Origin of the sequence: Nonomuraea sp. NPDC049695, from assembly GCF_040674955.1 — a bacterium.
Taxonomy (GTDB): Bacteria; Actinomycetota; Actinomycetes; order Streptosporangiales; family Streptosporangiaceae; genus Nonomuraea; species Nonomuraea helvata.
In genome coordinates this window covers 110,168-123,408 of record NZ_JBFANV010000006.1, presented here as the reverse complement: position 1 = coordinate 123,408, position 13,241 = coordinate 110,168, and the positions used below count along the sequence as shown (strand labels likewise).

11 protein-coding genes are annotated in these 13,241 nt (G+C 72.5%); 8 read left to right on the top strand and 3 right to left on the bottom strand.

Annotation, left to right across the window (positions count from 1 at the left end; genetic code table 11):
* Positions 1-30 precede the first annotated feature (30 nt).
* Both AB0J64_RS07995 and AB0J64_RS07990 read left to right on the top strand, forming a co-directional pair.
* A complete protein-coding gene (locus AB0J64_RS07995) occupies positions 31-1,410 on the top strand; it encodes a hypothetical protein (protein WP_364022425.1) in 1,380 nt (459 codons plus the stop codon).
* Positions 1,407-2,570: a hypothetical protein gene (locus AB0J64_RS07990; RefSeq protein WP_364022422.1), complete on the top strand. Its 1,164-nt coding sequence runs from the start codon at positions 1,407-1,409 to the stop codon at positions 2,568-2,570. Before AB0J64_RS07995 ends, AB0J64_RS07990 begins: the two co-directional genes overlap by 4 nt.
* Here the strand turns inward: AB0J64_RS07990 and AB0J64_RS07985 are convergent.
* Positions 2,515-2,925, bottom strand: a complete 411-nt coding sequence (locus AB0J64_RS07985; RefSeq protein WP_364022420.1) for a hypothetical protein — start codon at positions 2,923-2,925, stop codon at positions 2,515-2,517. The two genes, AB0J64_RS07990 and AB0J64_RS07985, sit on opposite strands and share 56 nt — an antisense overlap.
* 98 nt (positions 2,926-3,023) lie before the next feature.
* Here AB0J64_RS07985 and AB0J64_RS07980 point away from each other — a divergent pair, with 98 nt between their 5' ends.
* The 5 genes from AB0J64_RS07980 to AB0J64_RS07960 all read left to right on the top strand — a co-directional run bounded on the left by AB0J64_RS07980 (position 3,024) and on the right by AB0J64_RS07960 (position 9,654).
* Entirely contained in the window at positions 3,024-3,986 is a 963-nt protein-coding gene (locus tag AB0J64_RS07980) for a GlxA family transcriptional regulator (protein ID WP_364022417.1), read from the top strand.
* Between the two features lie 51 nt (positions 3,987-4,037).
* On the top strand, positions 4,038-5,627 hold the full coding sequence (locus AB0J64_RS07975) for a serine/threonine-protein kinase (protein ID WP_364022414.1): 1,590 nt from the start codon (positions 4,038-4,040) through the stop codon (positions 5,625-5,627).
* Positions 5,628-5,640: 13 nt separating this feature from the next.
* Positions 5,641-8,457: a BTAD domain-containing putative transcriptional regulator gene (locus AB0J64_RS07970; protein ID WP_364022411.1), complete on the top strand. Its 2,817-nt coding sequence runs from the start codon at positions 5,641-5,643 to the stop codon at positions 8,455-8,457.
* A 74-nt stretch (positions 8,458-8,531) separates the two neighbouring features.
* The gene (locus AB0J64_RS07965) at positions 8,532-9,128 is read left to right on the top strand and encodes a hypothetical protein (RefSeq protein WP_364022408.1); all 597 of its coding nucleotides are present in this window, start codon (positions 8,532-8,534) and stop codon (positions 9,126-9,128) included.
* A complete protein-coding gene (locus tag AB0J64_RS07960) occupies positions 9,112-9,654 on the top strand; it encodes an OmpA family protein (protein ID WP_364022405.1) in 543 nt (180 codons plus the stop codon). The genes AB0J64_RS07965 and AB0J64_RS07960 overlap by 17 nt, the downstream gene beginning before the upstream one ends.
* A gap of 11 nt (positions 9,655-9,665) precedes the next feature.
* On the opposite strand, the gene AB0J64_RS07955 is transcribed toward AB0J64_RS07960, so the two are convergent.
* Together AB0J64_RS07955 and AB0J64_RS07950 are read right to left on the bottom strand one after the other, a co-directional pair.
* Complete coding sequence (locus AB0J64_RS07955; RefSeq protein WP_364022402.1) at positions 9,666-10,748, bottom strand: trypsin-like peptidase domain-containing protein; 1,083 nt, start codon at positions 10,746-10,748, stop codon at positions 9,666-9,668.
* Positions 10,749-10,765: 17 nt separating this feature from the next.
* Entirely contained in the window at positions 10,766-12,196 is a 1,431-nt protein-coding gene (locus AB0J64_RS07950; protein WP_364022399.1) for an AMP-binding protein, read from the bottom strand.
* Positions 12,197-12,243: 47 nt separating this feature from the next.
* On the opposite strand from AB0J64_RS07950, the gene AB0J64_RS07945 reads away from it, so the two are divergent.
* Positions 12,244-13,218, top strand: coding sequence for a hypothetical protein (locus AB0J64_RS07945; protein WP_364022397.1), 975 nt, complete (start codon positions 12,244-12,246; stop codon positions 13,216-13,218).
* Positions 13,219-13,241: the final 23 nt, after the last annotated feature.

The following is a 13,241-nucleotide window of genomic DNA, read 5'->3' as shown; positions in this document are numbered from 1 at the left end:
CGGCCAGTCCTCCGACCGCCGGGGGAGCCCATGGAGACGTACGCTGACCTGATCGAGTGCGAGGACGTCCTGCTCTTCGCGAACGCGGCCATCACCTCCACAGGGCAGCGCGAGTTCCACAGCACGGCCGGCGACCAGCGGCTCTCCCTCGACTTCCTGCACCGCTACATCCAGGGCAACTATCCCGACCTGTACGCCGCCACGCTGGCGCTCGACATCAACGATCACAACGCCGCCCTGATCATCGCCAACCTGCTGAGCGGGTCGGAGGGCGACGGAGGGCTGATCGCCCGGCGGCTGGACAGGATGAGCCCGCCCAGGGTCTACCGGCTCTTCCAGCGGCTGCGCGGTGACGGCGTCAACAACAGGCGCACCAGGGCCCTCATCCGCGACTGGCTCGCCGGCCGCCCCGACCTGGCCTTCGACGCGGTGAAGTACCGCACGCAGCTGAAGTCGGCGGTGCGCCACGCCCACCTGCGGCTCCCGGGTGAGCTGGGCGACTTCCTGTTCGCGCCGTTCAGCCGCGCCCGGTACGACACGCCCCTCCTGGAGGCCTGGCGCCGCGCCCACTACGACAAGAGCGCCCTGTACGAGCTCCCGTACACCGTCGCCGAGGGGTTCGCGGCCCGCCACGGCATCAGCAGGGCGGTCTTCCTCGAACGCATCGCCCCCCAGCTGACCAGGCTGGAACGCTTACGGCTGGCGGAGTCCGCGCAGGCGGGCGGGCTGGACACCGAGGCGGACCTGGCCGCGATGCCGCTGGTCAGGCTGGCCTCGTACGTGCTCTCGCTCCGTGCCGACGTGCGGACGCGGCGCCGCGCCGAGCTGGCGGGCGCGCTGCGGGCGGCCGCGGCGCGCGCGGCCGGGGCGCGGGCGGGCACGTGGGGGAGCGTCGCGGCGGTGCTCGACGACAGCTTCTCCTCGTTCGGCTCGCCGGTGAAGCGCCGCCGCCCCCTGGCGGTCGCGCTGGCCTGCCACTTCCTGCTGGAGGCCCTGGCCGGCGACTACCGCGGCCTGTGGCTCTCGCTCAGGACGGATCCGCTCCAGGCGCGGCCGTCCGGGCCCACGCCGCTGGGACAGCGCGTCATCGACGCGCTCGAACGCCGGCCCGGCCTGCTCGTCATCGTCTCCGACGGCTGGGACAACGCGCCGCCGGGACTGGCGGGCGAGGTGCTGCGGGTCTGGCGGCGCAAGCTCGACCCGGCGGGCGAGGTCGGCATCGTGCACGTGAACCCGGTCTACGACGCCGGGCAGTTCGACGTGCGGCGGCTGTCGCCCATGGTGCCGACGGTCGGCATCCGCGACGCCGAGGATCTGCCGGCGCTGGTGGAGCTGGCCAGGTTCGCGGAGGGGCGGGCGGGGCTGGGGGAGCTGAGGGCGTACCTCGAGGACAGGGCGGCAGGGCGATGATCGATCTCACGGGGCTGGACACGCGGCCCGCGCAGACCTGGGGCGCGCTGCGGCTGGTGCCGTTGGTGCGCCGCGAGCCGATCGAGGACCTGCGCCTGCACGCCAAGGTGTACGGCGACGAGGCGTCCATGGTGTACCTGCCGGACAAGACCGTCTACACCGCGTACGTTCCGCACGCGTTCGTCGCGTCGTGGAGCGACGACGGGACCCCGGCGGCGGCGTACGGCACTCAGCTCGGGCGGCCGCTGGAGCACATGTGCATCAGGACCAGGCGCAGGATGGCCAGGCGGGTGGACAAGGGCAGGCTCAGGTTCCTGCCGCTGCACCTGGCCGTGGAGGGGTTCCTGGCGCTGCACTTCGGCGGTCCCGTGGTCGCGTGGGAGGAGTGGTCACGGCAGGCGCTCGCGCACGGGCTGTCGTCCCGCGCCGAGGACGCGTACATCGGGGCGGAGGTGCGCGGGCTGGAGGACGCGCTCAAGGTGTTCGAGATCTACCCGGGGCAGTGCGGGCTGCTGCTGTACGCCGGTGACGCGCTGGCCAGCGCCTTCGTGGTGCCTCACCCTGAGGACTACCGGGCGCTGCACCCGACGCTCGTCCGCGACATGTACGGCGAGCTGATCTACGACTACGCCCTGTTCTATCCCGTCAGAGACTTCCCCGCGGTGATCGACGAGAGCGTGGTCTCCTCGCTGGGCGACCTGCGGGCCGAGGCCGTGCGGGCCGAACGCGACTGGGCCGGCTTCCACGACTCGGTGATGGCCGCGGACCTCCTCCGCGCCCCCGCGCGGGTGGAGGAGGTGTACCGGCTGGGCCGCTTCACGCTGAGCCGGTTCCTGCCCGTGTTCGAGCGGAAGAGCGAGAACCACATCGGCGAGACGATCACCGACGCGGACGGGCGGCTGGCCTATCTGAAGACGTTCAGGCTGTCGGAGGCGCAGGTCAGGCGCGGTCACCTGCTGAGCACGCTGGCCGGGCACGACTGGAGCCTGCCCGCCGCCGCGGCGACCCTGGGGATCAGCGCGGCGGCCTTGGGACTGCGGCTGGAGCGGGCCGGGTTCGGGCATCTGCTGCGGCAGGACGTGCTCGACGGCTACCGCAAGGCGCTCAGTGAGCGCAGCCGGCGTACTCGTCGAGGCGGCGCACCATCGCCACCAGCATGAGCGGGAACATCGCCACGTGCGCCACCGGCATCAGCGCCCCACCGTCGATGACGCCCAGCCACAGCAGGGGGAAGAGCGGCACGACCGGGACGAACATCACGGCGCACATCTCCAGGGTCGAGGCCCAGCCGTGGCGGCGGATCCGCATCCACACGGCCATGCCGACCGACATGTTGAACGCCATGAGCAGGTACGCGAGGTCCGGCTGCCGGTCGTGGGAGATGCTGAGCCCGAGGGCCGACTCGAGCATGCCGAGCGCGAACATGCCTGCGAACATGGCGATGATCATCTCGACGTAGTGCAGGGCGAACCGGCCCCAGCGGCGACCGGTGGCCGTGCTTGTCGGTGTCGTCATGCCTCGACTGTCTCGGGGCCGCCGCCGGGTGCCAAGGGAGGCGGCCGGGCATGTCCGAGAAGTTGGGTTCTTTGTCCTTCGGACCTACAGTCGAGGCCATGGAGAGACGACGGGTCGTCGTCGTGGCCTACCACGCGGCGGCGTTACTCGACATCGCATGCGTCACCTCGACGCTGGAGGACGCCAACTGGCAGGGCGCCGCGCCCTACTACGAGGTGCGCGTGGCCACACCCGGCGGGCAGGCCATCACCTCCGCCACCGGGCTGGTCGTCCAGGCCCAGGAGTCGCTGGAGCGGATCACCGGGCCGCTCGACACGCTGGTGATCTCCGGCGGGATCGGCCACGAGGACGCCGCAGCCAACCCGCTCATCGTCGGCCACATCCGCAGGCTGGCCAGGGAGAGCCGCCGGGTCGCCTCCGTCTGCACGGGAGCGTACATCCTCGCCGCGGCCGGGCTGCTCGACGGCCGGCGCGCCACGACCCACTGGGGGGAGGCTCAGACCCTGGCGGCCCGGTTCCCCGAGGTGACCGTGGACGCCGACCCGATCTTCATCCGCGACGGGAACGTCTCCACGTCCGCCGGCGTCACCGCCGCGCTCGACCTCACGCTGGCCTTCGTCGAGGAGGACAACGGCACCGAGCTGGCCCGCAAGGTGGCCCGCAACCTGGTCACCTACCTGCAGCGGCCCGGCAACCAGGCGCAGATGAGCATGTTCGTCAGCGCCCCCGCCCCCGCGAACAGCCTGGTCAAGCGGACCGTCGAGCACATCGCCGCGCACCTGCGCGACGACCTCACCACCCCGGCGCTGGCGGCCGAGGCGGGCGTGAGCGAACGGCATCTCACCCGGCTGTTCCTCAAGCACCTGGGGCTCACACCGGGGCGGTACGTCCGGCAGGCCCGCACCGAGGCCGCCGCCCACCTGCTGGCCTCCACGTCGCTGCCGATGGCGTCCGTGGCCGTGCGGTGCGGGTTCGGGACGGCGGAGACGCTGCGGCAGGCGTTCATCGACCGGTACGGGATCCCGCCGTCGCGCTACCGGCTGACGCAGGCGGCCGGGTAAGGCCAGTCCGGACTGTCCGGGAAACAATGGGTTCTGGCTAATGTGTCAGCGATGAACGAGGTCATAGGCGGGTACACGCTGCGGCGCCTGCTCGGCAGCGGCGGCATGGGCGAGGTGCATCTCGCGTCCACACCCACCGGTGGCCTGGCCGCGGTCAAGGTCATCCATCCCGCGCTGGCCCGTGATCCGGCGTTCAGGCGGCGGTTCGAGCGCGAGGTCGCGGCGGCCCGCCGGGTGGCCAGGTTCTGCACCGCGCCCGTGCTGGACGCGGGGATCGACGGCGACGTCGCCTATCTCGTCACCGAATACGTCAAGGGGCCCGACCTGGCGCGGGCCGTACACGATCAGGGGCCGCTCTCGGGCGGGAACCTGGAGGCGCTCGCGGTGGGCATCGCCACCGCTCTGAGCGCCATCCACGGGGCCGGGGTGATCCATCGCGACCTCAAGCCGTCCAACGTGCTGCTCTCGCCGCTCGGCCCCCGCGTGATCGACTTCGGCATCGCCCAGCTCGTGGAGCACGACGGCCTGGCCAGCCAGGCGATACTCGGGACGCCCGCGTTCATGGCGCCCGAGCAGGTGCGCGGTGAGCCGCTCACGCCCGCGGCCGACGTGTTCGCGTGGGGCGGGGTGATCGCGTTCGCGGGGACGGGGCGGCTGCCGTTCGGCGGCGGGGCGCCCGGGGAGGTCCTGTACCGGATCACGCAGGAGGGGCCCAGGCTGGACGGGCTCGACGAGGGGATCAGGCAGGTCGTGGAGCGGACCCTGGCCAAGGATCCCCGCCTGCGGCCGACCGCACAGCAACTGCTGGCGGACCTGGTCGGCGGCACCCGCCTGGCCGCCGCCACCGAAGTGGTGGAACGCACCTGGACGGGCGGCACCGCGACCCCCGGCCCCCGACCCGCGCCGCCGGATGTGCGGCTTGCGCCGTCCGGGGTGCCCGTGGCGTCTGTGCCTTCCAAGACGTCCCCCGCGCCGCAGGACCGGCCGCCCGCGATGTCCGTAGCGCGGAAGCGGCGGCGGTGGCCGTGGATCGCGGGGGCCGCGGCGTTCGTGCTCGCCATCGCCGCTGCGGCCGTGCCGGCGCTCTGGCAGGAGCCCTGGCCGTACGAGGCGGGCTTCGGCGAGTGGGCCGTCGGCGAGTCCCAGGGCGGGACCGCCCGGCAGTCGGGCACCGGCTACGAGCTGACCGTCAAGCCCGGCTGGCGGCTGTGGAAGTCGGCCCCCAGGCAGGAGCCGGAGGGCGGCGTGATCGTCAGCGCGAAGGCGGCCCTCGAGAAGGGGTCCGGGGAGTACGGTGTGTGGTGCCATGGCTCGGCGAGCACCGGAGACCGCTACGAGTTCGGGGTGAGCAGTTCGGGCCAGGTCACGATCGTCAAGCGCCGCACGGGCACCAGGGGCAGGACCCTGTACGGCCCGGCGAGCACACAGAGCGCGGCAGTCAACCGCATCGTGGCGGAATGCGGCGAGAGCGGGGGCAGGGTGACGCTGCGGATGTGGCTGAACGAACGCCTGGTCGCGGAGGCGTCCGACGCGGACGCCCCCTACGGCCCGAACGAGTCAGGCGTCCACGCCGCCTCCGCCGCCACCGCCGACCTGCGGGTCCGCTTCGACTCCTTCGCGCTCCGACCGGCGGGCCAGTGAAGCCGAGGGGTGCGTGAACGTGCGCTTCGGCGTGCTCGGGCCGCTGCGGATCGACGGCGGGCAGGCGCCGGGACCGGCCAAGCACCGGGCGTTGCTGGCCGCGCTGCTGCTGTCGGCCGGCGAGACGGTGCCGGTCGAGCGGTTGGTCTCCGTCGTCTGGGACGACCGGCCACCGGCGTCGGCGGGCTCGGTGCTCAGGGTGTACGTCAGCGCGCTGCGCAAGCTCGTGGACGGCATCCGCACGGTGCCGGGCGGCTATCTGCTCGAGGTCGGGCGCGACGAGGTCGACTGTCACCGGTTCGAGCGGCTGGTCGCCACGGCCAGGCAGGAGCGCGGGTCGGGGCGGGTCGAGGAGGCGGCCGGCACGTTCAGGACGGCACTGGGGCTGTGGCGGGGGCAGGCGCTGGCCGATGTCGAGTCGTCCACGCTGCGCCGTGGGCACGCCGTACCGCTGGAGGAGCTGCGCCTGACCGCGCTGGAGGAGCGGGTGGAGCTGGAGCTGCGGCTGGGCCGGGGCGCCGAGGCGGTCGGGGAGCTGCGGGCGCTGGTCGGGACGCATCCGCTGCGCGAACGTGCCTGGGTGCGCCTCATCGAGGCTCTCCACCAGGCGGGACGCAGGTCGGAGGCGCTCGGGGCGTACCAGGACGCGCGCAGGACGCTGGTGGACGAGCTGGGTCTGGAGCCGGGCGCCGAGCTGACCGCCGCACACCAGCGGGTCCTGAGCGACGAGGGCGGCTCGGTGACACCGGCCGGCCGGCACTCGCAGCCGGTCGATGAGCTGCCGCCCGACATTTCCGACTTCGTCGGCCGGCAGCGCGTCCTCGACTGGATCGTCCTGATGGCCCGCGAGCACGCGTCCGCGCCCGTGCACCTCGTCCTGCACGGCCCGCCGGGCTGCGGGAAGTCGGCCGTCGCCGTACACGCGGCCACCGCGATCGAGCGGCCGGACGGCCGCCTCTACGCCTCGCTCGGCGCCAGGCCGCCGGGCGCCGTCCTGGAGGACCTGCTGCGCTCGCTGGGCTGCCCGGACGGCGCGGTCCCGCCGGCACTGGACGAGCGCGTGCGGCTCTACCGGAGCATGACGGCCCGCAGGAGGCTGCTCGTCGTCCTGGACGACGCCGCCGACGAGGCCCAGGTGCGCCCGCTGCTGCCGACAGGTCCCGGCAGCATCACCCTGGTGACGAGCCGGTCGCCGCTGGCCGGGCTGGAGGCGGCGCGGGCGTACGAGCTGGAGGTCCTCGGCCAGGACGAGGCCGTGGCGATGCTCGGCGAGGTGGCGGGGCACCACAGGGTACGCGCCGAACCCGAGGCCGCCCGGCGCATCGTCCGGCTCTGCGGCCACCTGCCCCTGGCCCTGCGCATCGCCGGGTCCCGGCTGGCCAGGAAACCGGGGTGGACGCTCGACCATCTGGCGGGCCGCCTCGGGGACGAGCGGCGCAGGCTCGACGAGCTCAGCGCGGGCGACCTGGCCGTACGGGGCAGCCTGGCGCTCGGCTACCGGGGCCTGCCGGACCCTGAGCGACGGCTGCTGCGCGGGCTCGGCGCGCTCACGGCGCCCGACTTCGCGTCCTGGGTCCTCGACGCGGACCTGGAGCCGCTCGCCGAGGCCGGGCTGCTGCAGTCGCGCGGCCTGGACGAGGCGGGTCAGGAGCGGTACGGGTGGCACGACCTGACCAGGCTCTACGCCGCCGAGCGCCTCGCGGAGGAGGACGGCGGCGCGGCAGGCGTGCTGGCGGCCAGGGCGGGCGCGATCCTCGAACGGACCAGGCAGGCCAGAGCCGCCCTCCTCCCGGCCGAGCCCGGCACCGGCCGTACCGAGGTCCATCCGCCCGGGGCCGGGACCGGGGCCAGGGCCGTCGGTCATGGGCTGGAGACCGGCCGGCTGCGGCAGGAGGCGCGGTGGCTGAGCGCCGAGCGCCGGTTCCTGGTGGCGACCGTCGAGGACTTCTCCCGGGCGGGCCTGTACGAGGCCGCCTGGCGGCTGGCGTTCTACCTGACGCCGCTGTTCGAGCTGGGCGCGCACCACGACGACTGGCACATGACCACGGCGACCGGGCTCGACGCGGCCAGGGCGGTGGGCCACCGGCACGGCGAGGCGCTCCTGCTCCGTGGCCTGGCCGACCTGCACAGGGCCGAGGGCCGTACGGAGGCGGCGGCCGCGGCGCTCCGTGCGGCCCAGCCGCTGGTGGAAGGGCTGGAGCTGGCCAGGATCACGCTCAGGCTGGGCCTCGTCCAGGCCCGGCCGGAGCAGGCGGAGCAGGCGTTCGTGCGGGCCCTGCGGGTCTTCGAGGAGGCCGGGGACCGGCGCGGCCGGGCCGACGCCTTACGTGCGCTGGGCGCGCTGCGCCGGGACGTCGGCGCGCTCGACCGGAGCCTGGGCGCCTACCAGGACCTCGGGGATCCGCGTGGCGAGGCGGAGGCGCTGCTCGACCTGGCTCGGGTGCACCTCGGCGCCGGCAGGCGCGCCCAGGCCCGCGACTGCGTGGAGCGGCGGCTGCGGATCAACCGCCGCCTGGGGGACCGGCTGCCCGAGGCGGCGGCGCTGCTCGTCCTGGCCGAGATCGCCAGGGCGGAAGGAGCGCCCGGCTCCGCCGCCGGGTTCGTACGCGAGTCGCTGGAGATCTTCGTCTCGTACGGCGACCGCAGGGGCACCGCGCAGGCCCTGATGGCGCTCGCCCACGCCGCGCTCGACCACGACGACATTGATGAGGCGGTTGAGGCGCTTACGCGAGCTATGGGAGAGTTTGACCGCCTCGGTGACGAGCAGGGCCGGGCCGGCGCCGAACGGCTCGCGCAGGAGGCCCGTAGGCGGCGTGGTCAGCGGATATAGGCGACTATGCGGATCCTGAACGTCGCTTCCCTACGGTGAGGGCCATACCCCCGGACGACGAAGGTGATCACAGAATGCGAAAGACGATCGCGCTGGCTGTCGCGGCCGTCACGCTGGCGGGCTGCGGCGTGCTCCCCGGCCGGCAGGGCGGTGGCGGCGAGGAGCGGCAGCCGTCGCAGGCCGTCGCCGAGACCCCCACCGAGAAGCAGCCGTCGACGACTCCCGCGCAGGCGCAGCAGAGCACGTCCCCGCAGGACACCAAGGTGATCGCCTCCCGCGAGACCGACGTGTACGCGGGCGGTCAGCACGGCAAGGCCCGGGCCGACATCATCGCGCTCAAGCGCCAGGGCAGGACGCTCACACTCAACTGGACGGTCACCTCGCTCGACGGCAAGGTCGGCCTGCACAACGGCATGGGCACCGCCCCACTGGACTTCTCGGTCGCGGGCGTCTCGCTGATCGACCCGGTGAACGCCAAGCGCTACCGGGTGGCCCGCAACGGCACGGACGAGAACGCCAAGTGCGTCTGCTCCGGCACCCAGGGCCAGTGGCTGGAGAAGGGGGAGGCGTCCACGCTGTACGCCGTCTTCGCCGCTCCTCCCGCGGACGTCACGAAGATCAACATCGAGATGCCCATGATCGGTGTGTTGACCGATGTTCCGATCTCTTAGCGTCGCCCTGGCACTCGTCCTGTCCCCCACCCCCGCGCCCAGTCCGCCCGCCGACGCCACCGGGGCCGTGGAGGACCTGGTGCTGCCGGTCGAGGACATCATCGGCGAGGTCGAGTCGCTGGACGGGACCGAGAGCGAGACCAAGCAGGGACGCCAGGTGACGGTCGCGCTCACCAGCGACGTGCTGTTCGCGCTGGACAAGTGGCAGCTGACCGCCAAGGCCAGGCAGCGGCTCTCGCAGGTGGCAGGGAAGGTGAAGGCCGACGGGGCGGGCGGGGTGGTCAAGATCGAGGGACATACGGACGACCAGGGGAGCGAGGCGTACAACGTCACGCTGTCGCAGCGCCGGGCTCAGGCCGTCGAGGCGGCCATGCGCGGGCTGCTCGCCGGAGCGGGCGTGACCCTCGAGGCTCGGGGGTACGGCGAGAGCCGGCCCAAGCGGCCCAACCTGGTGGACGGGAAGCCCGACGAGAAGAACCGCGCCCAGAACCGGCGCGTGGAGGTCGTCTTCACCGCCAAGCAGTGACTGCGGGGGCGTCAGTCGCTCCGTAGCTGGCCAAGGGTCACGGTGACCGTCTTCGTGCTCCCGTCCGGGTGGAGAACGCCGATCTTGGCCTGGTCGCCGGGCTTGAGGGTGGCGATGGTCTCCGCCAGGACCGCCATCGTCGGCGTCTTCTTGCCGTTGATCGAGACGATCAGGTCACCGGCGCGGATCCCGGCCTTGGCGGCGGCCCCGCCCGGCTCGGCGCCTACCACGCCCACCCCGGTCGGCCTCCCGTCCGAGCCGATCACCGTGCTGCCCCTGATGCCGAGCGCGGCCCGGTGGCTGTTGGTGACCCTGCCCTGCTTGACGATCTGGGCGGCGATGTCGGTGGCGGTGTTGCTCGGGATCGCGAAGCCGATGCCGGGCGCGGTGCCCCCGCCCAGGTCGGGGTCGGTGGCGGCGAGCGTGGGAATGCCGATCACCCGGCCCGACAGATCCACGAGCGCCCCGCCGCTGTTGCCCGGGTTGATCGCGGCCGAGGTCTGGATGGCGCCGGCGATCGTGGCGCCCGGCGAGCCCTCCTCCTGTGGCTCGGAGACGGTACGGCCGATGGCCGAGACGATCCCGTTCGTCACGCTGCCCGACAGGCCCAGCGGGTTGCCCATGGCGAGCACGATCTGCCCGACCCGCACCTTGGCCGAGTCGCCGAACTTCGCGGGCCGCAACCCGTCGGGGTGGTCCACCTTGATCACCGCGAGGTCGCCCGCGTCGAAGGACTTGACCAGCCTGGCCGAGCGCGGGGCGCCGCCGGTGGCGATCGTGACCTCCATCTTGGTGGACTGTCCGACCACGTGGGCGTTGGTGATGATGTGTCCGGCGGTGTCGTACACGATGCCGGACCCAAGCCCGACCTTGGTGTTGATCTGCACGATGGAGGGCAGCACGTTGGCGATGACGTCCTCGTAGGCCGCCTCAAGGGACTCCAGCGACATCGGGGAGGGCGAACCCGGTGACGGGGACGAAGCGGCCGGCGATGAAGTGGGCGAGCCCGACAATGTGGCTCTGGACGTGGGAGCGGGTCCGCAGCCGGTGAGCAGCACGGCAGCGGTGGCCAGTCCCGCGACGATCCTCTTCATGGCAGGAGTGTGCCCCCTCAGCCAGAAAGATACGCTTCCCGGACGTTGCGCCTGCTCAGCTTGCCTGTGGGCGTGCGCGGCAACGACTCGCGGTACTCGATCACGCGCGGGTGCTTGAGCCTGGCCAGCCGGGGCTCGCAGTGCCGCAGCAGCTCACGCGTGAGCTCGTCCGAGCCCGTGACCCCGGCCGCCGGCTGCACGAGCGCGACGACCTTCTGGCCCCACTCCGGGTCCGGCACGCCGATCACCGCCACGTCCGCCACGGAAGGATGTTCGAGCAGTACGGCCTCGATCTCGGCCGGGTAGATGTTGACCCCGCCGGAGATGATCAGGTCGGTCCGCCGGTCCAGCAGGAACAGGTAGCCGTCCTCGTCGAGATAGCCGATGTCGCCCGGGGTGTAGGCCTGCCCGCGCATCGCCGCCGCCGTCTTGTCCGGGTCGCCGTGGTACTCGAACCGGCTGATCCCGCCGATGTAGACGAGCCCCGGCGATCCGGCCTCCATCTCCCGGCCGTCCTCCCCGACGATCGTGAACGTCTTCCCGTCCAGCGCCCTGCCGACCGTGCCGGGCCTGGCCAGCCACTCCTCCGACGACACCATGGTGGCCACGGCCGCCTCGGTGGAGCCGTAGTACTCCCACAGCACGGGCCCGAGCCAGTCGATCATGGCTTTCTTGGTGGCCGGCGGGCAGGGGGCCGCCCCATGGTAGAGGTGGGTGAGGGAGGACAGGTCGTACGACTCCCGTTCCGGCACCCCCAGCAGCCGGTGGAACATCGTGGGCACCATGAACGCATTCGTCACCCGATACCGCTCGATCAGCCGCAGCGTCTCGGCGGCCTCGAACCGCTCCGGCGCCACGATCGAGTGCCCGAAGTGCAGCGCCATCATGGCCTGCCCGTACGGCGCCGAGTGGTAGAGCTGTGAGCACACCAGGTGCACCCCGCCGAACGGCAGCCCGAAATGCCGCCAGCTCTTCCGCATCAGGATCGGGTACAGCTCCTCCGGCGTCAGGTCCAGCAGCCGCCGCCGCACTCCCTTGGGCCGCCCCGTCGTACCCGAGGTGTAGAGCATCATGGACCCGGCCCGCCGGTGCGCGGGCGGGTCGGCGGGCTGCCCGGAGACGAGCTCGCCGACCGTGAGGGCGTCCGGCGAGACCACCACAGCGGCTCCGCAGTCGGCCACGATGTAGTCGATCTCCTCGGCCGTGAAGTGCCAGTTCACGGGGACGAGGTGCCCGCCGATCTGGTACGTCGCGAGCATCATGGTGAGCGCGTCGAGCCCGTTCTTCAGCACGGTGACCACGCGGTCGCCGGGGGCGACTCCGCGGGACCTCAGGCCGTTGGAGGCCTGGTTGACCCGGGCGAGCAGCTCTCCGTAGGTGGCGCCCGCGTCGCCGAGGAGGGCGGGACGTTGGGGGTCGTTGACAGCGATCTCGTAGAAACCCCTCATATCCGCAGACCCTACAGAATGCGCTCTTGTGACGTAATCTCGAGGTCATGGCGGATGTCGGCGACCAGGTGCCCTCGCACGATTCACCCACCACCCCGTTCCGCAAGATCGTCCTGCCGTCCGAGGAGACGGTCCAGATCCCCCGGCCACCGGCACAGCGGCTCCCTGCTCAGCAACCTCCGGCGCAGCAACCCCCTGCCCAGCAGGTCCCGGAGCAGCCGCCTCCGGCCAGTGTGCTGTCCTCGCTGCCGCCCATCCCGGACCCGCCGAAGCGTGGCATCGGCGACATCCCGATGAAGGTCGTCTACCTTGTCGCCGCCATCATCGGCACCGTCCTGGCCGTGTTCCTGATCTTCATGCTCTTCTCCGGTGACGTGCCCGCCAACAAGAAGGCCGCCGAGCTGGGCCCCTCCGTCGCTCCCGCACCGGCCTCCGCCGGATCCGCGGCCCCGGCTCCGACCGGCACCGTGAGCCCGGTCGCGCTGCCGGCGGCGCCGGCGAGCAGGACGTACCCGACGCTGTCGGGCACGGCGTCCGTGGTCATCGGCATCGTCAGTGACAAGAACACCGGGATCAGCTATCCCAGCCTGGCCGCGCCGTGGAAGGCCAAGTCGTTCCCGCCGTTCTCGATGGCGCAGCGCATCGGCAAGGTGGCCGTCCCGCCCACGGTGATCGCCTCGGCCATGTTCCCGGGCGACTCGCCCGCGAAGAAGCCCGCGAAGGACGCCGACTACCGCGCGCTCGCCGTCGAGGCCGCCCGCTGGGCGATCACCACGCAGTACCCCCAAGGCGCCACGCTCGCCTGGACCGCCTCCAAGAAGATCCCGGTCGGCAAGGGCTGGACGCTCGGCTACCGGGTCACCTATCCCCTCAGCGGCAAGCAGCAGGTCGCCCAGGCCATGGTGACGGTCGTCGAGGTGGGCAAGACCAAGCCCGCGATGCTCCTGGCCTCCATCCCCGAGGCGCACAAGAAGCACTGGCGCGACATCAACACCCTTGTGGAACAGGTTCGCCCGCTCTAGGCCCAGAAGCATCCTCTAGAATA

Excerpts from the sequence above, each read along its gene's own strand:
- AB0J64_RS07995 (WP_364022425.1), top strand. The coding sequence starts at position 31 with ATGGAGACGTACGCTGACCTGATCGAGTGCGAGGACGTCCTGCTCTTC.
- AB0J64_RS07990 (WP_364022422.1), top strand. The coding sequence starts at position 1,407 with ATGATCGATCTCACGGGGCTGGACACGCGGCCCGCGCAGACCTGGGGC.
- AB0J64_RS07985 (WP_364022420.1), bottom strand. The coding sequence starts at position 2,925 with ATGACGACACCGACAAGCACGGCCACCGGTCGCCGCTGGGGCCGGTTC.
- AB0J64_RS07980 (WP_364022417.1), top strand. The coding sequence starts at position 3,024 with ATGGAGAGACGACGGGTCGTCGTCGTGGCCTACCACGCGGCGGCGTTA.
- AB0J64_RS07975 (WP_364022414.1), top strand. The coding sequence starts at position 4,038 with ATGAACGAGGTCATAGGCGGGTACACGCTGCGGCGCCTGCTCGGCAGC.
- AB0J64_RS07965 (WP_364022408.1), top strand. The coding sequence starts at position 8,532 with ATGCGAAAGACGATCGCGCTGGCTGTCGCGGCCGTCACGCTGGCGGGC.
- AB0J64_RS07960 (WP_364022405.1), top strand. The coding sequence starts at position 9,112 with ATGTTCCGATCTCTTAGCGTCGCCCTGGCACTCGTCCTGTCCCCCACC.
- AB0J64_RS07955 (WP_364022402.1), bottom strand. The coding sequence starts at position 10,748 with ATGAAGAGGATCGTCGCGGGACTGGCCACCGCTGCCGTGCTGCTCACC.
- AB0J64_RS07950 (WP_364022399.1), bottom strand. The coding sequence starts at position 12,196 with ATGAGGGGTTTCTACGAGATCGCTGTCAACGACCCCCAACGTCCCGCC.
- AB0J64_RS07945 (WP_364022397.1), top strand. The coding sequence starts at position 12,244 with ATGGCGGATGTCGGCGACCAGGTGCCCTCGCACGATTCACCCACCACC.